Here is a 23,126-nt window from a genome sequence, read left to right on the forward strand (position 1 = left end):
TGAGCGCGATGAAAAAGCCAGTTTTGGAAATCACGGGCTTACAGACACACTTCTTCAGCGATGACGAGGTGGTACGGGCGGTGGACGGGGTCGATATCCGCATTGAGGAGGGCCAAACGCTTGGTCTCGTGGGCGAGTCTGGCTGTGGAAAAAGTGTGACCTCTTTGTCGGTTATGGGTCTGTTGGGAGACACTGGGGGAAAGGTGGTTGCGGGTTCGGTTTTTTTTAAGGGTAAGGATTTGCTCAGACTTTCGGACAAGGAAATGCGGCGTCTGCGCGGCCATGAAATGAGCATGATCTTTCAGGAGCCGATGACATCTCTCAATCCCACTTTGAGAATCGGAGAACAAATTGCGGAAGGGATCCGGCTGCATCTGGCACTGGACAAAAAGAAAGCCCGCAGCAGGGTTCTGGAAACTCTTAAGGCCGTGGGTATTCCCCGGGCGGAAGGTATTATGAGGGAATATCCCTACCAATTGTCAGGAGGAATGAGGCAAAGAGTCATGATCGCCATGGCGATGTCCTGTGAACCGGATCTCCTTATTGCCGACGAACCGACCACGGCTCTTGATGTAACTATTCAAGCCCAGATCCTAGACCTAATGCGTAAGCTCAAGGAGAAGAAAGAAACCGCGATCATGTTCATCACCCACGATCTGGGGGTAGTGGCGGACATGTGCGACAGGGTTGTGGTGATGTATGCCGGCCAGGTTATGGAAGAGGCGGATGCGCGTGAGCTTTTCGCCAATCCCGGGCATCCCTATACCCGGGGGCTGCTCGGCTCTCTTCCTAAGCTTCTTTCCGGGCAAAAGAGGCTGGGCGTCATCCCCGGGAATGTGCCCGTTTTCAAGCAAGTGCCGTCGGGATGCCGTTTTGCGGGTCGCTGCTCGTATCAAACGGAGAAATGCCTACGGGAAGTTCCGCCGCTTCTGAAGGCTGGGGATAGGCATTTGGCTCGTTGCTGGCAGACATTCGGACTCGCTGGAGTGGAAGCCGGGACAGCAGATAAAGCCGGGCTGCAATAGTGGACGGCGTCTGGGCGGGTTAAAAGTGAGACTTCGGGAAAGGGGGGAGATTTGTGTCAGACCCAGCCATATCCGCCACAGGTACAAAAAAGGTAACGTGCCGAGAAAAGGGGAGATTTGAGTCAGACACAGTAGATTATACCGCCTCTCCGCTCCTGGACGTGAGAGAGCTGAAAAAGCACTTTCCCGTGCGGACAAAGGACTTGTTCCGGCCCGCTAGGGATTTTGTCCGGGCGGTGGACGGGGTTTCTTTTTTCATAAATCCCGGTGAAACGCTGGCTCTGGTGGGGGAGTCGGGCAGCGGTAAATCCACGACAGCGCGGCTCATTCTCCGGCTGCTTGAGCCGACGGCGGGAGAAATCCTTTTTGAGGGCCGCAGCCTCGGCCGGCTGGGCCCGGAGATGATGCGTCAGGCCCGTAAACAGATGCAGATGATTTTCCAAGATCCTTACGCTTCGCTCAATCCTCGCCTCACGGTTGAGGAAATTATCGCCGAGCCGTTACAGATTTTCCATGTGGGTTCCCCAGTGGAACGCAGTCGGAAGGTAAGCCGGCTCCTGGATATTGTCGGCCTGGCATCCCGACATGCCAAGCGTTACCCGCATGAGTTCAGCGGCGGGCAGAGGCAGCGCATTGGGATTGCTCGTGCCCTGGCCCTTAATCCGAAGCTGATTATCGGGGATGAACCGGTGTCCGCTTTAGACGTTTCGATCCAGGCCCAAGTTTTAAATTTATTAAAAGACTTGCAGGAGGAGTTTGGCCTTACCTACCTCTTTATCGCGCATGATCTCAGTGTGGTTGAGTTTGTCAGTGACCGCGTCGCTGTGATGTATCTCGGCATCATTGTTGAAATGGCCGATAAGGAAACCCTTTTCCGCCATCCGCTTCATCCCTACACGCAAGCCTTGCTCTCGGCCGTACCGGTGCCTGACCCCGACTGTCGCCGGGAAAGAATTATTCTGCCCGGGGATATTCCCAGTCCGGTGAACCCGCCTGCGGGCTGTCGCTTTCATCCCCGCTGCCAAGTCTGCCGGGAGGTATGCCGGAGGGAGGCTCCGGTTTTCCGGGAAGTAAAGCCAGGTCATTATGTGGCCTGCCATATCAGAGGCCAGGGGTCAGAGGCCAGAGGCCGGAAGGAGGAAGTGGGAGACGGGGGGCAGGAGACAGTAGACGGGGGAGGTACGTGAAGGTCAGAGGACAGAGACGAGAGGGCAAAAGCAAGGAGCAAGGAATAGAAAGGAGTAGGGCCCTTTCCGGTTGACACAAGTTGGAAGTAACCAGGCCCTAAATATAATTTTCATGAGACCTTTAATCGGAATCACATCAACCAAGATTTCCCACGACACACCTTATTACGGAGCCTATGTCGCCGACGGCTACTTCACGGGGATTGCCAAAGCCGGAGGAATCCCGCTGATTCTGCCTTTAGTCGAAGAAGAGGAAATCTGGCGGGAAAGTATTGAGCGGGTGGATGGCGTGATCTTTACCGGGGGGTTGGATATCCACCCCCAGTTGTACGGAGAAGGGCTCCACCCCAAAATTGGTGAGCTTTATCCCTTCCGGGACCGTCTGGAACTTGCGGCGGCGCGTTATGCCATGGACCTGGATAAGCCTGTCATTGGCATTTGCCGCGGCTGTCAGATTCTCAATGTGGCCCAGGGGGGAAGTCTGTACCAAGACATTAACAGTCAGAAAGAAGGATGTTACCAGCACGTGCAGACCGCCCCCCGAGAGGAAGGAACCCACTATGTCGAGCTTGAGAGTGATAGCCGGCTTTATGAGATCTTTGGCCGGACCCGCTTATTTACGAACAGTTTCCATCATCAGGCGGTGAAGGAATTAGCCCCCGGTTTCCGTAAAGTGGCCGCAGCTAAAGACGGGATTATTGAGGGGTTTCAGAGCGAGACGCACACGTTTGTCCTGGGTATTCAGTTTCACCCTGAAATGATGTGGCAAAAAGATCCGGATATGTTCAGGTTGGCCCTTTATTTTTGTGCACTATGTAAATCTGGTAAAGTCGGAAGCTATTAACCCATGATGTCTCGTCGTGTTTCAGTCTTTGAGTCTTTGCCCCGAAGCCAAAAAAACTTTTTTCTAAACCCCCTAGACAGGGTCGGAAAGCAGGAGTAGAATCACTGTGTTCTCTTAACATATAAGAGCTCGCGGCAAACCGAACCAGAAATGGGGGGCAGAATAGTGGCTCATAACAACAGACTCTTTTGGCTGAAGCTGAGAACCTTTATGTTCGGCCATCCCCTGGCGACCAATTATGCGGAACATACCCGAGTCGGTGTCCTGGGGGGAATCCCCATTTTCGGTTCGGACATTATCTCCTCCGAAGGCTATGCGCCCGATGAAATACTCTACATACTTCTCTTGGCCGGGGCAGTGGGTTACGCCTATGTCCTTCAGGTTTCTATCGTGATCATATTGCTGCTGGCCAGTATTATCATGGTCTACCGCAAAGCAATTCAAAAATACCCGCAGGGCGGTGGGTCTTATACCATTGCCAAAGCGTACTTGGGAGAGAGCTTCGGCCTCATTGCCGCTTCGAGTCTGACGCTGGATTACGTCTTGACGGTCGCCGTCAGCGTAAGCTCTGCCATTGATAACCTGACGGGGGTCTTGCCTTGGCTGGCTGCCCCCGACCACAAAGTGATTGCGGATTGTTTGGTTATCCTGTTCATGGCCTGGATCAACCTGCGCGGTCTGAGAGAATCGGCCCGCCTGTTCTCGGTTCCGGTTTATCTCTATATATCGGTCCTGGTCCTTCTGGTAGGGACCGGGGTCGTGGAAATTATGTTTCACGGGGTGAACCCTGTGAAGACGACCCGAATCGTGGAACCCGCCCTCAGCGGGATGACTTGGTTTCTCTTTGCCCGGGCTGTGGCCGGGGGAACGACCGCTCTGACGGGCATTGAGGCGGTGAGCAACGGGGTGACTGCCTTCAAAGCACCCTCCCAGAAACGGGCGATCCGCACGCTTCTGGTCTTGGGTGCCGTGGTGGCCGTCGGTTTGTCGGGTTTGGTTTATTTGGCCGGCTCCTATCATTTGGTTCCGTCAGCCAATAATACGATTCTCAATCAACTGGGACTTTTGGTGTTCGGCCGGACGGTCCTTTATTTTGTCCTGATCGGCAGTGCCGCGGCCATCCTGGTCATCGCGGCCAACACTCCCTTTGCCGGGCTGCCGATCCTGCTCAGCCTGATGGCTCGGGACGGTTATGCCCCTCGCTACTTCAAAAACCTGGGTGACCGTCTGGTCTACAGTGTGGGTATCTGGACTCTGATGCTGGTTTCTCTGTTTCTCATCCTCATTTTCCATGGGGACACTCACTTAATGCTTCCCCTCTATGCCATCGGCGTCCTGCTCTCTTTCTCCCTGACGGGAATCGGTCTGGCCAGACATACCCAGAGAGAGAAGGAAGGAACGAAGTGGCGTTCTGACCTTGCCGTCTTTGCTTTTGGCGGGATCCTCTCCTTTTTAGTGTTTGTGGTCTTTATCACGACCAAGTTTACGCAAGGGGCTTGGATCGTCCTCGTCATCCTGCCGATACTGTTTTTGATCTTCCGGACGATCTGCTGTGTTTATCGCGGGGAGATGGCGGAAATTCAAGTGACTCCGGCGGTCATGGAGGATTTTCGTCTGCACGTGGCCAAGGTAAAGCGGCGCCGGGCTCACGTGGAGGTTTCCGAATATCGCAACAAGATTATCGTTCCTGTCTATGATCTGAACGTCGTCGTTTTGAAAGCTTTAAAGTACGCCTACAGTTTGACGCCGCTGGTGACGGCAGTGCACGTAGGCTCGGATCCGGATCGGGTTAATAAATTGCTTCGGCACTGGGCGGAAAACCACATGGAGATTCCTTTGGAAATTGTCGACTCACCCTATCGGGCCACTGTGCACGACTTCCTGGGATATCTCGATAAGGTAGAGAAGAAAGGGAAATACGACACGATCACGGTCGCCATCCCCGAGTTGGTTCCGCAGAAGATGTGGCACAATATCCTGCATAATCAAACCGGGCAGCTCATAAAGTTGATGCTACTATTGCGCAAGAGCATTCTGGTTACCAGTGTGCCCTATCATCCTTTGCCTAAGGAAAGCCAGGCCGTGAACTTAAACCTGCCGAAGCCCGGGCTGGGTCGGTAAGGGATATCCCCCGGTAAAAACAAATTCCCCGTCTGTGGGCGACGGGGAATTTGTTTTTCGGCAGATCCGGATTTTCGTTCGAGCGCTGTGCCTGCGGATTTGGATTTTCACTCAGGTGGTGTGCCTGTGGATTCAGGTTCTTACTCTACTCGGGTGGTGTGCCTGTGGATTCAGGTTCTTACTCTACTCGGGTGGTGTGCCTGTGGATTTGTTTTTTTTAGGCGGTGTACCGGCTGGGTTGGGGTGTGATGCGGTAGGCGGAAAAAGCTTTGGTCATGGCTTCGATAGCACCTTCGACGACTTCAGTCGGGTAAGTCACACAAATTCGCACATACCCCTTGCCTTCCTCCCCGAAGCCGCTGCCGGGGGAGACGACCACTTCCGCCTTGTCCAGCAGGAAGTGAGTGAATGTATCTCCGTCCATCCCTTGAGGAGCGGGAACCCATAAGTAGACTGTGGCTTCGGGAACCGCCAGGTCCCAGCCGTAAGAATTGAAGAAGCCGCTGAGCAGGGTCAGCCTCCTTTGGTATTCCCGGTTGTCGCGTTGAAAGAAACCCGGTCTTAACCCTTGGCGCAGGGCTAGGGCGCCCGCGTATTGGATGGGGTTAAAAATACCGGCGTTGATGTGAGTTTCGATGATTTTTAAGGCACGGATGACTTCCGCATTACCGACGGCCAGCCCCAGGCGCCAACCGGCCATATGAAAGGCTTTGGAAAAAGTAAAGAATTCCAGGCAGCGCTTTTTGCTTTCCGGTACCATGAGCAGGCTCGGCGCAATCCCCGGGCGGAAAGCGGTCATGGCGTAGGCGTGATCATTGACTAAGACGATGTCATTTTCCTCGGCAAAATCAAAGGCTTTCTGCCAGAAAGCGAGATCCACCGTAGCTCCGGAAGGGTTGTGAGGATAGTTGAGAAACATGAGTTTGGCGGCCCGGGCCGTCTCTTGTGGGATATTGTCAAAACGGGGCAAGAAGTCGGGAGCGGTCAGCGGCATGGTAAAGGGCGTGGCGCCGGCCAGGAGGGTACCCGTCTTGTAGGTAGGAAACGCGGGATCAGGTACCAACGCGATGTCTCCGGGGTCGAGAAGGGCCTCACTCAAATGGGCGATTCCCTCTTTAGAACCAAGCAGCGGCAGAATCTCAGTTTCCGGATCGAGCGTGACGTCATAATAGTGGCGGTACCAGGCTGCGGCCGCTTGCCGGAGCTGCTTGAGACCGTCGAAATCGGGATAGTGGTGGTTGGCCGGTTCAACCGCTTGTTCCCTCAGGGTTTCAACCATGCCGGGGTTGGTGGGTCTGTCGGGATCGGACTTCGATAAAATCCAAAGCTTTTTTCCTTGACGTTGCTTTTTCTCGATCAACTCGTCAATTTGGGCGAACAGATACGGTGCCAGGTGGTCGAGTTTCTGAGCGTGTTTCATCTTAAAACCCCCGCTTTATCGGTAAATTTCGGAGCGCCTTGTGGTTAAGTTTGAAAGTAAGCCGACGGAAGCTATGGCTGCTTTTCTGCTCCGTGTTTATTGTTCCCGCTTTGTAAAGATATGTTCTGGTAATTTGTAGCTGAGGTTTTCTATGCATGTTTTCGGCGCCGGCAGCCAAACTAGATCTTGGGTGTGACGAATCGATAAATGACCGAAACATTGGAGGAGGTTGCAAAATGAAAGTCAGGGACGTAATGTCGGAACAAGTTGAATGTGTCAGGTCGGATACCCCGATTATCGAGGCGGCCAAGATTATGCAGAAGAGTGATGTCGGCTCGGTCCCGGTCTGTGACAACAAGCGGCTCTTGGGAATTGTTACGGACCGCGATATTGTAGTACGGGGGATCGCCTCCCATGGCAACCCTATGAGCCTGAATGCCGGACAGGTGATGAGCACGGATGTCGTGACCGTAACTCCGGATACAGACGTCCACCAGGCCTCGGCGCTCATGTCCGACCATCAGGTCCGCCGCCTGCCGGTTGTCGAACGCGGGGAAATTTGCGGTATGCTCGCTTTGGGCGATTTGGCGGTCGAACGCGTGCATGTTGACGAGGCCGGAGAGGCGCTCAGCGATATCTCCCACGGGATTCAGCATTAGGGCGCGGCAACGGTAAGGAACAGCCGAATCAGTTCGGTGCATTGTTCCGGATGCGGAAATAAAACGGCGCCTCAAGGGCCGGAAACGGCGGGCGGCTTTTCAGGCACAGGCCTGGGAAAGGCGCATAGAAGGAAAGAGAAGCGTTGCTCTGGCAGCGCTTCTCTTTCCTTCTAATGGCAAGTACAAGTTTTCCGCAGGACAAAGAAACTCGGCTGGGCTGCGCTCGCTCCGGCCGTGCAATCCCGCGCGCGCAGCAGCCGAAATCGTACGAAATCTTACCTCGGCTTGACGGGCGGCGGCCGCGGCGCCGACTCCGGTTTTTCTGAGGCGTCTTGTCTCTGACGGTTTCTTCCGGGGAGGGGGTTGTGATAGAATGAAATATAGAAACAGAATGGGAAATAGGAGTCCGGAGCACAGTTTTTGCAGGGAGGGGAACCATGATGGATTTACCGTTAGGAATCAAGGGTGAGCGGAGAACCGAAGTCAGTGCGGGTAACACGGCTAAAGCTATGGGCAGCGGATTGCTTGAGGTTTTTGCGACCCCGGCCATGATAGCCTTGATGGAAGGGGCTGCGGTCCAAGCTCTGGAGCCATATCAGGCATCCAGTGTCGGGACGGCCCTTGAGGTAAGGCACCTGGCTGCGACCCCCCTGGGCATGAGGGTACGGGCTGTCGCTCAACTCATCGAGGTGGAGCGGAGACGTCTGGTTTTTTCAGTTGAGGCTTTCGACGAGGTGGAGAAGATCGGCGAAGGACGTCATGAACGCTTTCTAATCCAAGACGAGGCATTTTTGAAGAAAGTTTACGCCAAAAACGCGCCGGGGGAACGCCGGTGAAGGGGCCGTTCGCCGTTTCTCCGCTTCGCGCAGGGTGCGGGGGGGAGGCGATGATTTTACCTTCTCGGTCTTGTTCGGTCCGGCGTGGTTAGCTGAAAAGGGGAATCCGAAAAATGAGAGGATATTACACCGTCCCGGAAAAAGGGGTGTGGGAGCAGGTAATTGAAAAGTCCCGCTTCATCGGCATTGTTTATCCGGTCGAGGGCTTGGCGGAGGTCGAAGCGGCCAGGCGCGAAGTGCGCGCAGAATATCCCGCGGCCAAGCATTATGTCTATGCTTATCGCTTGGCCGAAGGAAAGACGGAAAAAGCCTCGGACGACGGGGAGCCGCAGGGAACGGGCGGGCGGCCGCTCCTTGAGATCCTGCAGTACCGGGAGATGTGGAATACCCTGGTGGTGGTCGCGCGTTATTTCGGTGGGATCTTACTGGGCACGGGCGGTCTGACGCGGGCCTACGGCGGAACGGCTAAGGAACTTCTGACCAAGACCGGAGTGACACTGCTGACCCCTCATGTCGCTTACCGTCTGAAAATGCCCTACTCATGGTATGAAAACGTAAAGTACCGCCTGCGGGGCCAGGCCTGGCGGGTCAAAGATGAAATATTCCGGGAGGATGTGGAGTTAGCCGTGTGCGTGCCCCAGGCGGAGGCCGGGCAGTTCGCTGCCTGGCTGGAAGAGTTTGCGGGGGGGCAGGTTTCGAGCGAGGAAAAGGGTGTCGTCTGGGAAAGGCCTCCCGAAAGCTATGAGCGCAAAGCCTGAAGGCCTGCCTCTCTGTTTTGTGCGGTTTGCCGGCCGGAGTCGACGGAGCCAAGCGGGAGCTTGCCGTGAGACAAGTCTTTACGTCCCGCGCCTGCGCTTCCTTTTAGAGGAAGACGCTCAGGTTGCGCCCCATCTGTTTGGCTTGGTAAAGGGCCTGGTCGGCCCGGGCCAAAAGAGAAGCCGGAGTGTCTGACGGATGCCAGGTCGTGGCCCCGATGCTTACGGTTATCGAAAGTTCCTCTCCGGTGGCGGGGTTGAAGATTTTGGTTTGCTCCACTACCTTACGTACCTTTTCACTGATTAGCCGAATGGCTTTTTCATTGGTGCCGGGTGTGAGAAGAACGAATTCCTCCCCGCCATAGCGCGCTAAGACGTCCTCTTGACGCAGATTCCTGGTCAGCGTTTGGACGACCGTTTTCAGAACAAGATCTCCAAAGGGATGGCCGTAGCGGTCGTTGAAAGGTTTGAAGTAGTCGACATCAATGATGAGGAGGCCGAAGGGTCCCTGAGCCCGGCGCCGCTGTGAGAGGGAAACGTATTCACGCAGACGTTTCTGAAAATAGCGATGGTTATAAATCCCGGTTAGGCCGTCGGTGACGGATTCCTGTTGAACGATTCCGTAAAGGATGGCATTTTCCAAAGCGGAGGCCGCGTGCCCGGCCACCGTTTCCAAGAAGTCCTTTTGAGCGTTGCTGATTTCCGTCTGACGAATCGCATGAATGTTAATGGTACCGATTTTCCGCTGGGCGCTGTGCAAGGGCAGGCAGCAGATCCAGTCCCACGCCTGAAGGGAATGATGCAGACGGTCAGTCTCAAGATAGTAGGGTTCTCCTGAATGGAGAACCTTAAGAGCAAAGGCCAAATCGAAGTCTGCCGGTAATTGGGGGGACAGGGTGGAGGAGTCAAATACGCCGATCACCCGGAACGTTTCACTTTTCTCGCGGTAGAGGAGGACGCTGGCCCTGTCGATCGCGATCAGAGAAGAAAAGGCACTGATGATATTGGCGGCGATGACCTGCGGATCCAGGGAGGCATTCAAAGCGCGTGCGATGTCCAGCAACACGCGGTTGTGCAGGGTTATCTCCTGAAGTTGGACTTCCAACTCGGAGATTCGGGCTTGCAGGCGTTCGATGAGCCCGTTCCCGGATCGCTGTTCTGACTCAGACATGTCCTTCGACCCTCCCGGCCATGAGCAGACTAAACTTAGTTTACTATTCGCCTCAGAACGCCGGAATCCTCTTCCCAAGGTAAGTTTGTCCTGGGAAATCGGTCTTGGCGGTCTAAAGCTTGGGCCAACGTTCAGTTTATGACGAGAAGAAGGAAAAAACGGCGCTGCCGTCGAATATCGTTGCGAATGCCCTAGGGGTTTTTGCTCGTTGCGGATGACGCCGAAAGGAGCGGGCAGGGCTTGTTGCGGCGCAAATTTGTCAGGTATGGAGGTTGGGCAGTGAAAACGAGTCAGGAGATCATCGGTTTGCGCATTATCAGTATAGCAGACGCTACGGACATGGGGCTGGTTGAAGAATTGGTTTTGAGTGCCCAGGGCGGTTCATTGGAATTTGTCATTTTGGACCGGCCAAGTGATTATTTCGGGGCCAAAGTCATCGCCTTTGCCGACATCTTAGGGATAGGGGAATTTGCTCTGACCATTCCCTCTCCTCAAGTGATTCAAGATGTGGCCCACAACACGGCGGCGCAGGAACTGCTGGGCGAGGGTGTACGGGTCAAAGCCACTCGGGTTTTGACGAAGACCGGGCAGTTGATCGGAGAGGTAGAGGAAGTGGTTTTCGACGAGAAAGCGGGCAAGATTGCCGCCTGCCTTTACCGTACGCCGGACGGACAGCATTTAGAAGTCCCGGCGGATCAGATTATCACCTATGGTAAAGACCTGTTAATTGTTGAGGTTCCGCCAGCGGATATTCCGGCGCGGATCTCGGAGTCAAACTCGGCCGCGGGTAAGGCCGAAGGTTCGGGCAGACCGGCAGAAGATGGGGAAAGTGCCGGTCCGAAGCCGGCGGAAAAAGAAAGCGGCTTCAATGCCTTTGAACGAAAACAATTGGAGTACTTTCTCGGCAAAACGGTCGAAAAAGATATCGTCTTGGACAACGGTGAAACCTGGGCTGCCGGGAGAACCATGACTCCGGAGGTTCTCAAGAATATATCCAAACATAAGACTCTGATGGAGATTACGGCTCATTTGCAAAAGTGAATAAGGGGCAGTCTTCATCTCAGTACCTGCCAGACCAGCTTGACGGCTACCAGGAGGGACATGGTCAGAAAGACGGGTTTGACAAGGCTGACCCCGCGCCCGACCGCCAAGCGGGTTCCCAGACGGGAGCCTGTGATCATGGCTAAAGCCATAGGCAGGGCATAAAGGTAAACAATTTTACCCATCCAGGCAAAGAGAAGCAAAGAGGCGAGGTTACTGGTGAAGTTAAGAACTTTGGCGTTGGCGGAAGCGCTGACGAAATCAAAACCGTAGAGTGCGATGAAGGCGAAAATAAGAAAAGAACCTGTGCCGGGTCCGAAAAAACCGTCGTAAAACCCCAGGACGAAAGCAAACACAATTCCCAAAGCCGTGCCGGACGGTTTGAGCCCCTGAAAATGGTCCTCCATGCCCAGATCTTTCCGGACCACCGTGTAAATTCCGACCAAGAGAATCAGAAAGAAGACGATCTTGTTAAGAAAGTCTGTGCCGATATGAAGCACTGACCACACACCCAGACAAGCCCCAAGAAATGTAAACAAAACTTGCCGTTTGACCAGAGGGAAATAGACTTTGCCCGAGCGGGCAAACGTAAAAGAACTGTTGAAAGAAGCCGTCGTGGACGCGAATTTGTTTGTGCCCAAGGCCAGTTGCGGCGGTATGCCTGCCAGCAAGAGTGCCGGCAGGCTGATTAGTCCGCCGCCACCGGCGATGGCATCGACAGTGGCGGCCAAGAAACCGGCCAGACAAACGGTGGCAAGAGTCAGGATCATGGTGGTTCCCCTTTGTCCCTTTCGGGGTGATTCATCCGTATTCTTTGAAAGCTTGCGGCGGCGACAGTGTCCACAGAGCACTGTGATGTCCGGCTTCTTCTGAACGAGTTCATTGACCCTTAATATTATAACACCTGTTGCGCAAGAAGAAAGAAGGCTTCCGAAAGAAGCAAGACGCTCAGTTGCCGGGAAAGTAAATCCCGGCAGGCCGTACGGCGGATCCCCAAGCCGCAGCGGCGGGGAGCCGGCAGAGGATGAAAATTGCCGTGCTGCCGCCAAAGAAATCTTGGTGTAAGGAACCCATCGTGTCAGAAATAACGAGGAGTTTTTGGGATGAGCAGGGACAGGCGCGGGTGAGGTCATCCCGATGGAGGTCGGAACGCCGCGGCCGTATATGACTCGGTGCGGGAGAGAAAGCTATTTAGGGCGGTGTTCAAGGCAGAAATACTCACAGTGAGCTTGCAGGGTGCAACCTTCGCAAGCCGGTTTGCGCGCGCCGCAGCGGCGCCGGCCGTGCCAGATCAGGCGGTGATGAGTCTGAATCCATTGTTCGCGCGGGATCACAGCCTCGAGCTGCCGCTCTGTCTCCTCGACTCGGGTCGATTGTGCCAGGCCCAGGCGGTTTGCCACTCTGAAAACGTGGGTATCGACCGCCAAAGCAGGTATACCGAAAGCATTGCTGAGTACGACCTTGGCGGTTTTTCGCCCGACGCCGGGCAAGGACATGAGTTCGGGCAAAGTGCGGGGAACGGCTCCGCCGAATTCTTCCCGCAAGGCCCGGCAGGCCGCCAAAATATTCTTGGCTTTGCTGCGGAAGAGCCCGATTTCTTGGATTTCCGCCTCCAAGTCCGCTTGGCTCAAGCGCAGAAATTCCGCGGGGGTGCGATGTTGGGCGAACAGCCTTGCCGTCACCTTATTGACCCTTTGATCGGTTGACTGGGCGCTTAGCACGGTTGCCACGAGGAGTTCGAACGGAGTGGTAAAGTTTAGTTCGCAATGCGCTTGGGGATAGGCTTGGCTGAGAAGTTCCAGAATTACGGCCACCTCTGACGGGTTCTTGATGATCATCGCCTCTTTTATCGCTTGGCTTGGCGCCTGCCGGGTTCCTTCACTTGGGGCGGGCAGGCTGCAAAATGTTGAGAAAGGATGGAATAATATCGTGAAGTATGTGCGCTTTAGGGAGCAAGATCAGGTGAAGTACGGGGTTTTAAGGGGGGATCAAATCGAAGTTTTGGACGGATCTTTCCTCGCTCCGGGCAGCAGGCCGAACGGTGAAGTTACGGCCTTGGGCAAGGTTTCCCTCTTGGCTCCGGTGCTGCCGGGCAAAGTGGTGTGCGTGGGGGTGAATTACGCGCAGCACGCCCGGGAGATGAACCACGCCCTTCCCGAAGACCCGGTGCTCTTCTTGAAGCCGCCTTCGGCTCTGCTGGATCCGGAAGCCGAGATTGAGCGTCCGGCTATGAGCCGACGGGTGGATTACGAGGGGGAACTGGTTGCGGTCATGGGCAGGAAAGTGAGAGAGGCCGCGGAAGAAGAGGCCCTGGCGGCTGTTTTCGGCTATACCTGCGGCAACGACGTGACCGCCCGCGATTTGCAGCAAAAAGATGGGCAGTGGACTCGGGCCAAGTCTTTTGACACGTTTTGTCCCATCGGCCCCTGGGTGGTCACGGATTTTGATCCGAAGGCGGCCGCGATCCGGACGTTGCTGAACGGAGAAGTCAAGCAGTCCTCTAATACGCGACACTTTCTCAATCCGCTGCCCAAACTGCTGAGTTTTATTTCCCGGGTCATGACGCTGAACCCGGGAGACATCGTTATGACCGGTACGCCGGAAGGGGTCGGTCCCATGCGTTCAGGCGATCGGGTGATCGTCCAAATCGAGGGAATCGGTGAGCTGCGAAACCGGGTCAAGTGAAAGCCGGCAGCAGGCGGGCAATTTCGCCTAAATGTCTGACGACAGCGTCCGGCGGCGTGGCAAAGCAGGCCTGCTGCCTATCCTCCGGATTGTAGAAGATGGTTCGCCAGCCCAAGACCTGGGCGGCCCGAATGTCATTTACCGGATCATCGCCGATGTAAACGGCTTCATCGGCCCGGCAGCCCGCCAGGCTCAAGGCATAGCGAAAAATCTGCGGCTGGGGTTTGGGCGAACCGGCACTTTCGGAGAAGACCAGGTAACGGAAATAGCCCCTCAGTCCGCTGGTCTCCAGCTTTGTGTTCTGGGAAGCGCAAAACCCGTTGGTAATGAGGCCGAGCGGGTGAGACCGGCTGAGTAAGGTCAGGGTCTCATGTGCCCCTGCCCGAAGATGTGGTTGGCGCGGATAAATGTCCCGGTACAGACGGTCGGCTTCCCGGGCAAAAGCCGGATCGTCCAAGCCAAAGTGCAGCAGAGTACGGTAATAGCGCTGGAAACGGACGCTTTCGGCATCGAATTCGCCCGCACGGTATTTGGCCCAGGCCTTTTCATTTTCCCGGTGGTAAATCCCGTGAAATTCCGAGAAGTCCCCCGGCAGTCTCAGTTCACGGTGGACGATGGCCAGAGCGGCTTCTTGGTTATGGCGGTGATCCCACAAGGTGTCATCAAGGTCAAAAAAGATCACCCGTATGTGGTCAAGTGGCTGGGACATTTTCTCCTCCCGCGATCTTGTGAAATAGACCTTGTTATATAGAATTTGTCAAATAGTGGATGAAGGTGTAAGAATGATTCGCATCGGACATAATCCCAATACGAATATGTTACCTATGTTTTACTATTTACCGCGTAACCATCCTTTGCTAACATGGGTTACGGCTGAGCCGGCCGGGCATAATGCCATGCTCAGGGACGGCCGTATTGACTTGGCGCCGATCAGCAGTTTTTCTTACGGGCAGCACTGGCGTGACTACGCGGTCTTGCCGGGGTTGTCTGTGTCAACCAAGGGCAGGGTAGGCTCCATTTTACTCTTTTCCAAAGTGCCGCCGGAGGGGTTGGATGGGAAAAGAGTGGCTTTAACCGTAAATTCGGCGACTTCGGTTAATTTGACCAAAATCCTTCTGGAACGGTTTTACGGGGTCAGGCCTTTCTATGAGGCCATGTCGGGCGGGTTGGAGGAGATGTTCGCTCGGGCGGATGCGGCCTTGCTGATCGCGGATATGGCTTTGGAGGAGGCTTTGAAGCATCCGCCTTGCCACATCTTTGATCTGGGTGAACAGTGGCGGAAATGGACAGGTTGTGCTATGTCTTTTGCGGTCTGGGCTTATCCGCGGGATCTCATTCTCAAGCGCCCGCAGGAGATCGTTGAGGTGCATAGACTTCTCATCCGGGCTAAGCAGCAAGCTTTGAGTGATATGTCCTCCGTCGTTCAAACCTGCGTGGAGATGCTGGGCGGGGAGGCGGATTTTTGGTTTGATTATTTTGCGCAATTCCATTACACTTTGGACGAAGAGATTATTGCCGGTTTGGAGAAATACTATGCTCTATGTTTCGAACAGGGACTTTTACCGAGCCGGGTGCAGTTGAATCTTTGGCCCGGCCCTTTGGTTTAACAGCCGAGGGCCTTGGGCCGGTATATGTTCTCCTGTGAGAAAGTTGACTTTTCCCGCAGGATAAGAAAACTTGCGTCAGCCGCCTCCGCTCAGGGCTCGTCGCCTGCCAAGATCCTGCGGGGGACTTGGGAATCCTCACGTTTCTGCGCGGGGAGGAAGTCAACGGTTAAACGGATCGGGTGTACTGAGCTATGGAATATTGGGTTTACTTAATCAGGTGCGGGGATAATAGTTTGTACTGCGGTCTCACCACAGACCTGGCACGTCGCCTGCAGGAGCATAATCAAGGGCGGGGGGCGAAATATACCTCCGGACGCCTTCCCGTCGCTCTGGCCCGGGCCTGGCGGGTCAACTCCAGGAGCGAGGCTTTGCGCTTGGAAGCGGGTATCAAAAAATGCAGCCGCGCGAAAAAGGAAGAATTGATCAGGAGTGCGGATAGCATCCGGGCCCTCGGATTCCCCTTTCCTTGTCAGACAGGGTAAATGCTGCCCCCGATGAATTCGCGCAGGATCGAGCTGGGGGGAACTTTATCCGGAACCAGGGGGGTGAAGAAAGAGAGAAGGCGCAGAAGTCTCTCGGCGGTTTCGCAATGGGGATTGCCGGGGGGAATATTGACTAAGAGGGGTTCGGCATACGGCCTTAACGCGTTGAGTTCATAGAGAAGGCTGGAATTGAACATCACATCGGCTTCTTCCTGATAGGGAAAAATAGCGTTGTTCTCCCCCCGGCGCACACTCGGCCATTGGCTTAAAGTGCGGATGGGGTCGATGCCGCGAAACTGATCATCGCGCACCAAACGGCGGATCAAACGCACCTCTGTGGTCGGGATGCGGTTTAAAGGGTCGACATTCAGTTGGAAGAGGGCGCTGACGTAAATTTTAAAAGTTTGGCTGCGCCCAAGGGATGGAGCCAGCCGGGGATTCAAACCGTGGATTCCCTCGATCACCAGGATTTCGTCGGGCTTAAGGACCAATGTCTCTCCCACGGGGCGTCTTCTTCCCTGCACGAAGTCAAAGATGGGAACTTCCGCCTCTCCTCCCCTGCTCAGGATGTCCAACTGCCTGTTCAGAAGGCCCAGGTCCAAAGCCTCCAGAGCTTCGAAATCCGGTTGGCCGCTGGCGTCTCTGGGCGTGTCCTCCCGGGCCAGAAAATAGTTATCCAGGGAAAGAGGGACGGGCTTCAGGCCGTTCACCCGCAGTTGGGTCGATAAACGCTGGGCGAAGGTGGTCTTGCCGGATGAAGAGGGGCCGGAGATCAGGACGATGCGGGTATGCCGCTTTTGTTCGAGAATCCGGTCGGCGATCAAGGAAATCTTCTTTTCGTGCAAGGCTTCCGCCAGAGCGGTGATTTCGTAGGAACGTTGGTCGGCAATGATCCGGTTGATGTCGGAGACTTCGTCCAGGTTAAGGTTCTCAACCCAGCGTTGTGATTCCGAAAAGGTCGCGGACAGTTTTTCCGGCAAGACAAAAGGGGAGGATTGCTCGCTGTCCTCGGGGTCGGGAAAGAGAAGGATGAATCCGGGAGGATAGTGGACCAGCCGGAAATCGCGCAAACTGCCGGAATGCGAACGGGAAGGATAGAGGGACTTGATCTGCCGGCCGTTTAATTCACAGTGAAAAAATCCGTCATCCCCAGGGGTACATGTGATCGGGGTATCCCTCCGGGCCCATTCCCGCAGCTTGTCTTCGATATTCCGAACTTCGCGGGAAGAAAGCAAGGATCTTTCCAGTTCACAATAGATGCCGTTAAGGATGGAGTGGGCTATTTTTAGTTGTTCGGTGGGAAAAAGCTTTTCCACCGTAAGGATGAGCCCCAAGATCGCTGTTTGACGGTATTGACGCAATGTATTTTCTGACATTCTTTTCACCCCGGCTCAAGAGAAATTTATGGCTAAAAGGATTCTTCCCGGCGGGCGTGGAATACTTATGACGGTGGCGCAGAGAGCCGCTCTCTTGCCCGAAGACGGCTCCGGCGCCGGAAAAACGGTGACGCGGGTAATTGAGGAAAGACTAGGAGTGGATAAAATTTGTACGAAAGCACTCGGGGAAATAGTTCAGGCAGGGCGGGAAAAAGCGTCATCGCTTTGGGAATGGTGCCGGGAGGGGGGCTGTTTGTTCCGTTCCGGGTTCCGGACCTTCCCTGGAGCGGATTGCGTGGCCTTGACTACTCTGCCTTGGCCAAAAAGGTAATTTCCCTTTATCTTCCGGACATGGGAGAGGAGGTTCTGGGGCGGGCCGTCGAAGTTTACCGGCAGGGGGCCTTCGCCGGGGTTAATCCCGCTCCCCTGCTTCGGCCGGATGGTTTTGGCATTCTTGAACTGTGGCACGGCCCCACCGCCGCCTTTAAAGACATGGCTCTGCAGGTTCTTCCTCATCTTTTGCGGGCTGCTATGAAGGAGCTGGAGCCGGGCGCGGAGGTATTAATCCTCACTGCCACTTCCGGCGACACAGGAAAAGCAGCCTTGGAAGGTTTTAAGGACGTGCCCGGAACCCGGATCGTCGTTTTTTATCCGTCCGGAGGGGTGAGCGCCGTCCAGGAACGTCAGATGACGACCGCAGGCGGACAGAATACCTATGTGGCGGCGGTTGAGGGAAATTTTGATCGCTGCCAAAGCGGCGTGAAAGAAATCTTTGCCTCGACCGCGCTGGCGGAGCGGCTGCGGGCTGAGAAGATATTTTTTTCCTCCGCCAATTCCATCAATTGGGGCCGGCTTTTGCCCCAAATTGTCTATTATTATTGGGCTTACCTGCAGGCGGTTGAACAAGGTCACGTCGGGGCCGGTGCTCTGATGAATGTGGCGGTGCCGACGGGAAACTTCGGCAATATCCTGGCCGGATATTATGCCAAACGCATGGGTCTTCCTTTGGGCCGGTTGATCTGCGCCTCGAACAAAAACAAGGTCCTGAGTGATTTTTTCGAGACCGGAGTTTATCAGAGCCGGCGGCCGTTTTTCCTGACGATGTCACCTTCAATGGACATTCTGGTTTCCAGCAATTTCGAACGGTTTCTTTACGAAATGTCCGGACGGCAGGCGCAAAGCATCCGGCAATGGTATGACTCACTGGCGCAAACCGGATCTTTTCAAGTAGACGCCGCGACACTGGCGCGGAGTCGCAGCCAGATCTTTGCCGGTTGGGCGGACGAACCCGAGGTCAGAAATCAAATACAACGCACTTACCGGGAGCACGGCTATGTTTTGGATCCGCACACAGCGGTTGCCGCCCGGGTGTATGAGGATTACCGGTTGAAGACCGGGGATCCGACTTTCACCGTCATCCTCTCGACTGCCAGTCCCTTTAAGTTCGCGACCAGTGTGCTTAATAGCATCGAAGGGAAAGAGGGATCCGGGAACGAGTGGCAGGATCTCGAGCTTTTGCAGCAAGAGAGCGGCTGGGAGATCCCAGCGGGTTTGAGGGGACTTGAAGCCCGGGCGGAGCGAAAAGTTTGGCACTGTAGTCCCAAAGAAATGTCCGCTGTTTTGCTTAAGGAATTAGCTCTCTAACGCGTGTCAGGTATGGCAGGTGCAGCCGCACAAGGCATCGGGTATAGTAGGTGCTGCCGCACTAAGCAAGAGAAGGTTCGGGGTTCTGGCAACTCGATTTATGCCGGGTTCCGAGGACAATCATCTGGGGAAGTACCTATTCGGTACTGGAGAAAGTCGTAAGGCTGCAACGAAAGACTCGGGTCATGGCCGAGGAAGACGTTTTAGGAAAGTCCTTTGGGACAAAATTGGAGACTTCAGTGATTATGCGGTTCGGACTTCGGTCAGGGGAGGGTCAAGGTTAGAAGACGCTTTCGTCCGGATGGGCTTTGGCATAGGAGCCCAGGAGTTTGGCAAAGACGGATTTTTCCCGGAAAGCTTCCAGTACTTCCTGGATGGCCGGAGAGAAAACGTATCCGTCGACGTCAATGAAAAAGACGTATTCCCCCAGCTTTTGTTTCGAGGGCCGGGATTCTATCCGGGTCATGTTGATCCGGCGCACGGCCAGTTCATGCAAGATCCGGTAAAGGGAACCGGGCGAATTCTCGGTGGTCACAAGAAAAGAGGTTTTATCATCACCGCTCATTTCCGCCAACTGAGGGCCGACCAGAACAAAGCGGGTGGCGTTGAGCACCCCGTCCTGGATCCGTTCTTCCTGGAGATGAAGGTGGTAAAGTTGGGCCGCCCTGCGAGGGCCGATGGCCGCCCAGGGCTCGCGCACGGAAGAAATTTTTCCGGCCGCTTCGGCGGTGCTGAAGCAGGGGATTTGCTCGGCCTGGGCGAGATGCGTGTCGAGAAATTCCCGGCATTGAGCCAGCGCCTGCTCGTGAGCGTAGACCCGTTGGATTTCGGGCAGCGGCAGGGGTTCCGGAGTCAATAGACAATGGTCCACGGGGTGGACAAATTCCCGGGTAATGTAAAGTTCTTGTATCTGGCCCAAAGTATCCATGGTGACACCCATCTGGCCTTCGGTCGAGTTTTCCAAAGGGACGAAAGCCCAGTCGATCTCTTTGCGATCGCAGGCCAGGAGGAGTCTGGGAATGGTGGAAAAAGGCTGATAATCCAAGGGCAAGAGGTCCTGATGGACTTGGACAAAGTAGTGCAAAGCTTCTTCAGAGAAACTTCCTTTCGGGCCAAGATAACCCATACGCTTCACCGTGAATTCCCCCTCTGCGAAAATCGGTTTGGCAGGCTTATTATATATGACCCGAAGTTTTCTCACAACTGTTTTTCTCACTGCGACTGTTTTCATGCTCTCCCGACGACACTTTTGAGACGCGGGGATCGCCCCTGAAGAGTTACGGAAAATGCCCCCGATAAGTAAAAAAAATTTGAGCATTAACTTGCCAGAACGGAAAATATTTAGTAAAATATTACCTGGAAGGTAGGGGAACCTTCCTGGGAGATAGGTGGACGAGGTGGCAGAAACAGGCAGTGGAACGTACGCTGCCTGTTTCGCTTGTCCAAACCGCTGGCGGGTTTGGGGCCGGGCCCCGGCGAGGGAGGCGAGCTTAAAGACAGAAGTGATAAAATAGATATCTGAATATTAAGGTAAAACAGTTGCTTTGCGTCGGGTTGAGAGACTATACTAAGGGCACCGGTTTCAGTATGAAAAGCGCGGGAGAGGTTGGCGAACTTGAACCTTTCTGCTTCAGCGGCTAAGGAGGTATCAAGCGAATTGGCAGAACGCACGACCGATCAAGCCGTACAGTCGATAGAAAGGGCCCTGACGGTCTTAGAAACTCTCGGCCGGTATCCGCAGGGCATCGGGGTGACGGAACTTGCTCACTGCGTCGGTTTGCACAAGAGTACAGTGCACCGTCTGCTTAGCACGCTTATGACTATCGGCTATGTCGAACAGGATAAAGATACGGAACGCTATCGACTCGGAATAAAAGTTTTGGGCCTGGGGCTTGAAGTGCTCAATAACCTCGATTTTCGCAAAGAAGCAATTCCCTACATGAAAGAACTGGTGGAGATTTCGCGGGAGACCGTGCAGCTGGCGGTACTGGATGACGGAGAAATGGTCGTGGTTGAGCGGGATCATTCTCCCGAGACGATCATTGTCAATATGGGTTTACGCGGTGCGGTTCATTGTACGGCGGAGGGCAAGGCTTTGATCGCTTTTTTGACCCCTGAGCAGATCACCCGCCTCTTGGATAAACATCCCCTGGCTCAATATACGGTGAATACCATCACAGATATTAACAACCTGTTGGCTCATTTGGAGAAAGTGCGGAACCAGGGGTACGCCATCAACGCGGAGGAGTTAGCGGAGGGCTTGAGATCGGTGGCGGCACCGGTCTTTGACCATACCGGGCGGGTGATCGCGTCCATCAGCATTTCAGGTCCTACATCACGTTTGACCCTAGAAAGGCTGGCCCGGCTGGTGACCGTTCTCAAAGAGGCCTGCGGTTCGGTCTCCGCACGCTTAGGCTACCGGCCCCAGGTTGTTGGTGACCGCTAGGACGACGATACGGGGGGGAGGAGCGCGAAATGAATTCAAAAGGCCGTAAGACGGCTACGGCAAATCTGGACGACTATGACAAGGCCTACAGTACTTTCCGGTGGGCCGATGCGGAACGGGAAATGGGGCTCGATCCTCAGGTCGGGTGGAATATAGCGGTGGAGGCGGTTGACCGCCAGGCCGAGGGGCCGCACAGGGGGAAAGTTGCTTTCCGCTTTTTTGACGGCTTAAGTACCGTCACTTTGACCTACCATCAGCTCAAGCTCTTGACCAACCGTTTCGCCAATGCCCTGCGCGCTTTAGGGGTAGCCCCCGGGGAGCGTATTGCTCTTTTCCTCCCGCCGCTGCCCGAGTTTTACGTTGCATTTCTCGGCGTGATTAAGTTGGGCGCAATCGTTGTACCTCTGTCCCCGGCCTTTATGAACGATGCCCTGACAGAGATGCTGCGGGACAGTGAGGCGGCGGCGGTGGTGACCTTGAGAGAACTCCTGGGCCGGATTGAGAGGGGCAAACTGCCTGCCATGAGGCGGCTGATCGTTGTCGGCAGCGAATCGTCCCCTGCCGGGACCTGGGTGGGATATGATCCGGTAATGGCGGAGGCGGCGGACGACTTCACGGCGGCTCCCGCGGCCAGAGAAGCTCCCATCATGCTCATGTATACTTCGGGTTCTACGGCCAAACCGAAGGGTGTTATCCATGTCCAGGATGGCATCACCCACTATTACCAGAGCGGCAAATGGGTCTTGGACTTCAGGGAACAGGATGTCTACTGGTGTACGAGCGAGCCGAGCTGGGTACCCGGGATTTCTTACGGGATTTGGGCCCCGCTGCTGCACGGTGTGACCAGCATTATTTATTCCGGCGAATTTGCGGCGGCGCGTTGGTACGAGATTCTGACGAGATTTAAGGTCACGGTGTGGTATACGACTCCGACTGCACTGAGACGGCTGATGAATTTTGGCCCGGAAAATCCGCAAGCCCGTTACGGGATTAAAGATTTGCGCCACATTCTTACCGTCGGCGAACCTCTCAATCCGGCGGTCATCCGCTGGAGTGAAAAGGCATTTGGCCTCAGGGTTTACGATACTTGGTGGATGACGGAAACGGGCGGGCAGATGATCGCCAATTTCCGCACCTTACCGCTGAAACCGGGTTCCATGGGTCGCCCTCTGCCCGGTATTCAGGCTTCAATCGTGGACGAGGAAGGGCGGGAACTTCCCACCCTGGCGGTGGGACAGTTGGCCATTCGGGCCGGCTGGCCCGCCATGATGGGCGGGATATGGAAAGACGAGGAGAAATACCGGGACTATTTCCGGATGCCCCCCTGGTATTTAACAGGGGATCTGGCTTACAAAGATGCGGACGGGTATTTCTGGTTCCAGGGCAGGGTTGATGACGTGATTAAGAAAGCCGGCGAACGGATAGGGCCCATCGAAATCGAAAATAAATTGAACGAGCACCCGGCTGTGCTGGAAGCGGGAGTTATCGGCAGGCCCGATCCTTTGTGGGGGGAAGTGATCAAGGCCTTCGTCGTTCTGCGCCCCGAATACCCCTGGTCACCGGAGTTGCAGGCCGAAATCCGCGGGTTTGTGGAAAGCCGGCTCGGATCGCGTTTCGTTCCCAGGGACATAGAGGTGTGTGCCAAGCTTCCCCGTACCACCAGCGGCAAGCTGATGCGCCGTGTGCTCAAAGCGATGGAGCTGGGATTGCCGGTGAGCGACGTTTCCGGCGGCGAGGATTGAGATTGTCCCGTGAAACAATGTTTCGCGAAACGTTCATCAATGACCGTTCATGCCCAAATACGACCATTAAGGGTTTTGACTGGAC

General features: G+C 55.0%; 21 protein-coding genes. 14 read left to right on the forward strand and 7 right to left on the reverse strand.

Annotated features, from left to right (window positions below; genetic code table 11):
- The first annotated feature begins 8 nt into the window (after positions 1 to 8).
- From MNU25_RS08275 to MNU25_RS08290, 4 genes are all read left to right on the forward strand, one after another.
- Positions 9 to 1,025, forward strand: a complete 1,017-nt coding sequence (locus MNU25_RS08275) for an ABC transporter ATP-binding protein (protein WP_240984631.1) — start codon at positions 9 to 11, stop codon at positions 1,023 to 1,025.
- 53 nt (positions 1,026 to 1,078) lie between these two features.
- Positions 1,079 to 2,212: an ABC transporter ATP-binding protein gene (locus MNU25_RS08280; RefSeq protein WP_261486549.1), complete on the forward strand. Its 1,134-nt coding sequence runs from the start codon at positions 1,079 to 1,081 to the stop codon at positions 2,210 to 2,212.
- Between the two features lie 112 nt (positions 2,213 to 2,324).
- Positions 2,325 to 3,056, forward strand: coding sequence for a gamma-glutamyl-gamma-aminobutyrate hydrolase family protein (locus tag MNU25_RS08285; RefSeq protein ID WP_240984632.1), 732 nt, complete (start codon positions 2,325 to 2,327; stop codon positions 3,054 to 3,056).
- Positions 3,057 to 3,221: 165 nt separating this feature from the next.
- Entirely contained in the window at positions 3,222 to 5,177 is a 1,956-nt protein-coding gene (locus MNU25_RS08290; protein WP_306425035.1) for an APC family permease, read from the forward strand.
- Positions 5,178 to 5,394: 217 nt separating this feature from the next.
- Here the strand turns inward: MNU25_RS08290 and MNU25_RS08295 are convergent, their stop codons facing one another.
- Positions 5,395 to 6,597, reverse strand: coding sequence for an aminotransferase class I/II-fold pyridoxal phosphate-dependent enzyme (locus MNU25_RS08295; RefSeq protein ID WP_240984634.1), 1,203 nt, complete (start codon positions 6,595 to 6,597; stop codon positions 5,395 to 5,397).
- Positions 6,598 to 6,833: 236 nt separating this feature from the next.
- Here MNU25_RS08295 and MNU25_RS08300 point away from each other — a divergent pair, with 236 nt between their 5' ends.
- The 3 genes from MNU25_RS08300 (at position 6,834) to MNU25_RS08310 (ending at position 8,850) form a co-directional block, all read left to right on the forward strand.
- Positions 6,834 to 7,256: a CBS domain-containing protein gene (locus tag MNU25_RS08300; protein WP_240984635.1), complete on the forward strand. Its 423-nt coding sequence runs from the start codon at positions 6,834 to 6,836 to the stop codon at positions 7,254 to 7,256.
- 437 nt (positions 7,257 to 7,693) lie between these two features.
- Positions 7,694 to 8,092 carry a thioesterase family protein gene (locus tag MNU25_RS08305; protein WP_372503584.1) on the forward strand — a complete coding sequence of 133 codons (399 nt, stop codon included), beginning with the start codon at positions 7,694 to 7,696 and terminating at the stop codon, positions 8,090 to 8,092.
- A 113-nt stretch (positions 8,093 to 8,205) separates the two neighbouring features.
- Complete coding sequence (locus MNU25_RS08310) at positions 8,206 to 8,850, forward strand: IMPACT family protein (RefSeq protein WP_240984636.1); 645 nt, start codon at positions 8,206 to 8,208, stop codon at positions 8,848 to 8,850.
- Positions 8,851 to 8,953: 103 nt separating this feature from the next.
- On the opposite strand, the gene MNU25_RS08315 is transcribed toward MNU25_RS08310, so the two are convergent.
- Complete coding sequence (locus tag MNU25_RS08315; protein ID WP_240984637.1) at positions 8,954 to 10,018, reverse strand: GGDEF domain-containing protein; 1,065 nt, start codon at positions 10,016 to 10,018, stop codon at positions 8,954 to 8,956.
- Between the two features lie 279 nt (positions 10,019 to 10,297).
- On the opposite strand from MNU25_RS08315, the gene MNU25_RS08320 reads away from it, so the two are divergent.
- Entirely contained in the window at positions 10,298 to 11,059 is a 762-nt protein-coding gene (locus tag MNU25_RS08320) for a PRC-barrel domain-containing protein (RefSeq protein WP_240984638.1), read from the forward strand.
- Positions 11,060 to 11,073: 14 nt separating this feature from the next.
- On the opposite strand, the gene MNU25_RS08325 is transcribed toward MNU25_RS08320, so the two are convergent.
- Positions 11,074 to 11,829, reverse strand: a complete 756-nt coding sequence (locus tag MNU25_RS08325; RefSeq protein WP_240984639.1) for a TSUP family transporter — start codon at positions 11,827 to 11,829, stop codon at positions 11,074 to 11,076.
- Between the two features lie 417 nt (positions 11,830 to 12,246).
- Positions 12,247 to 12,897: an endonuclease III gene (gene nth, locus MNU25_RS08330; RefSeq protein WP_240984640.1), complete on the reverse strand. Its 651-nt coding sequence runs from the start codon at positions 12,895 to 12,897 to the stop codon at positions 12,247 to 12,249.
- Positions 12,898 to 12,988: 91 nt separating this feature from the next.
- On the opposite strand from nth, the gene MNU25_RS08335 reads away from it, so the two are divergent.
- On the forward strand, positions 12,989 to 13,744 hold the full coding sequence (locus MNU25_RS08335) for a fumarylacetoacetate hydrolase family protein (RefSeq protein ID WP_240986781.1): 756 nt from the start codon (positions 12,989 to 12,991) through the stop codon (positions 13,742 to 13,744).
- Here MNU25_RS08335 and MNU25_RS08340 read toward each other — a convergent pair.
- Positions 13,737 to 14,453: an HAD family hydrolase gene (locus MNU25_RS08340; protein WP_240984641.1), complete on the reverse strand. Its 717-nt coding sequence runs from the start codon at positions 14,451 to 14,453 to the stop codon at positions 13,737 to 13,739. The genes MNU25_RS08335 and MNU25_RS08340 overlap by 8 nt on opposite strands.
- 73 nt (positions 14,454 to 14,526) lie before the next feature.
- Between MNU25_RS08340 and MNU25_RS08345 the strand changes: the two genes are divergently transcribed.
- Together MNU25_RS08345 and MNU25_RS08350 are read left to right on the forward strand one after the other, a co-directional pair.
- Positions 14,527 to 15,351, forward strand: a complete 825-nt coding sequence (locus MNU25_RS08345) for a menaquinone biosynthetic enzyme MqnA/MqnD family protein (protein ID WP_240984642.1) — start codon at positions 14,527 to 14,529, stop codon at positions 15,349 to 15,351.
- Positions 15,352 to 15,542: 191 nt separating this feature from the next.
- Positions 15,543 to 15,833 (forward strand): GIY-YIG nuclease family protein, encoded by a 291-nt coding sequence (locus tag MNU25_RS08350; RefSeq protein WP_240984643.1) that lies wholly within the window; start codon positions 15,543 to 15,545, stop codon positions 15,831 to 15,833.
- Here MNU25_RS08350 and MNU25_RS08355 read toward each other — a convergent pair.
- Positions 15,821 to 17,209 carry a uridine kinase family protein gene (locus MNU25_RS08355; RefSeq protein ID WP_240984644.1) on the reverse strand — a complete coding sequence of 463 codons (1,389 nt, stop codon included), beginning with the start codon at positions 17,207 to 17,209 and terminating at the stop codon, positions 15,821 to 15,823. The two genes, MNU25_RS08350 and MNU25_RS08355, sit on opposite strands and share 13 nt — an antisense overlap.
- 168 nt (positions 17,210 to 17,377) lie before the next feature.
- Between MNU25_RS08355 and thrC the strand changes: the two genes are divergently transcribed.
- On the forward strand, positions 17,378 to 18,853 hold the full coding sequence (thrC, locus tag MNU25_RS08360) for a threonine synthase (protein ID WP_240984645.1): 1,476 nt from the start codon (positions 17,378 to 17,380) through the stop codon (positions 18,851 to 18,853).
- Between the two features lie 280 nt (positions 18,854 to 19,133).
- On the opposite strand, the gene pheA is transcribed toward thrC, so the two are convergent.
- Complete coding sequence (pheA, locus tag MNU25_RS08365; RefSeq protein ID WP_240984646.1) at positions 19,134 to 19,988, reverse strand: prephenate dehydratase; 855 nt, start codon at positions 19,986 to 19,988, stop codon at positions 19,134 to 19,136.
- A gap of 522 nt (positions 19,989 to 20,510) precedes the next feature.
- Here pheA and MNU25_RS08370 point away from each other — a divergent pair.
- Both MNU25_RS08370 and acsA read left to right on the forward strand, forming a co-directional pair.
- Positions 20,511 to 21,299 carry an IclR family transcriptional regulator gene (locus tag MNU25_RS08370; protein WP_240984647.1) on the forward strand — a complete coding sequence of 263 codons (789 nt, stop codon included), beginning with the start codon at positions 20,511 to 20,513 and terminating at the stop codon, positions 21,297 to 21,299.
- 29 nt (positions 21,300 to 21,328) lie between these two features.
- Entirely contained in the window at positions 21,329 to 23,041 is a 1,713-nt protein-coding gene (acsA, locus tag MNU25_RS08375) for an acetate--CoA ligase (protein ID WP_240984648.1), read from the forward strand.
- Positions 23,042 to 23,126: the final 85 nt, after the last annotated feature.

The organism is Acididesulfobacillus acetoxydans, assembly GCF_902729405.1.
In the GTDB taxonomy this organism is placed as follows: domain Bacteria; phylum Bacillota; class Desulfitobacteriia; order Desulfitobacteriales; family Desulfitobacteriaceae; genus Acididesulfobacillus; species Acididesulfobacillus acetoxydans.

What these genes read in the sequence shown, in the direction of transcription:
- MNU25_RS08275 (WP_240984631.1), top strand. Translation starts at nt 9, where the DNA reads ATGAAAAAGCCAGTTTTGGAAATCACGGGCTTACAGACACACTTCTTC.
- MNU25_RS08285 (WP_240984632.1), top strand. Translation starts at nt 2,325, where the DNA reads ATGAGACCTTTAATCGGAATCACATCAACCAAGATTTCCCACGACACA.
- MNU25_RS08295 (WP_240984634.1), bottom strand. Translation starts at nt 6,597, where the DNA reads ATGAAACACGCTCAGAAACTCGACCACCTGGCACCGTATCTGTTCGCC.
- MNU25_RS08300 (WP_240984635.1), top strand. Translation starts at nt 6,834, where the DNA reads ATGAAAGTCAGGGACGTAATGTCGGAACAAGTTGAATGTGTCAGGTCG.
- MNU25_RS08305 (WP_372503584.1), top strand. Translation starts at nt 7,694, where the DNA reads ATGATGGATTTACCGTTAGGAATCAAGGGTGAGCGGAGAACCGAAGTC.
- MNU25_RS08310 (WP_240984636.1), top strand. Translation starts at nt 8,206, where the DNA reads ATGAGAGGATATTACACCGTCCCGGAAAAAGGGGTGTGGGAGCAGGTA.
- MNU25_RS08315 (WP_240984637.1), bottom strand. Translation starts at nt 10,018, where the DNA reads ATGTCTGAGTCAGAACAGCGATCCGGGAACGGGCTCATCGAACGCCTG.
- MNU25_RS08325 (WP_240984639.1), bottom strand. Translation starts at nt 11,829, where the DNA reads ATGATCCTGACTCTTGCCACCGTTTGTCTGGCCGGTTTCTTGGCCGCC.
- nth (WP_240984640.1), bottom strand. Translation starts at nt 12,897, where the DNA reads ATGATCATCAAGAACCCGTCAGAGGTGGCCGTAATTCTGGAACTTCTC.
- MNU25_RS08340 (WP_240984641.1), bottom strand. Translation starts at nt 14,453, where the DNA reads ATGTCCCAGCCACTTGACCACATACGGGTGATCTTTTTTGACCTTGAT.
- MNU25_RS08345 (WP_240984642.1), top strand. Translation starts at nt 14,527, where the DNA reads ATGATTCGCATCGGACATAATCCCAATACGAATATGTTACCTATGTTT.
- MNU25_RS08350 (WP_240984643.1), top strand. Translation starts at nt 15,543, where the DNA reads ATGGAATATTGGGTTTACTTAATCAGGTGCGGGGATAATAGTTTGTAC.
- MNU25_RS08355 (WP_240984644.1), bottom strand. Translation starts at nt 17,209, where the DNA reads ATGTCAGAAAATACATTGCGTCAATACCGTCAAACAGCGATCTTGGGG.
- acsA (WP_240984648.1), top strand. Translation starts at nt 21,329, where the DNA reads ATGAATTCAAAAGGCCGTAAGACGGCTACGGCAAATCTGGACGACTAT.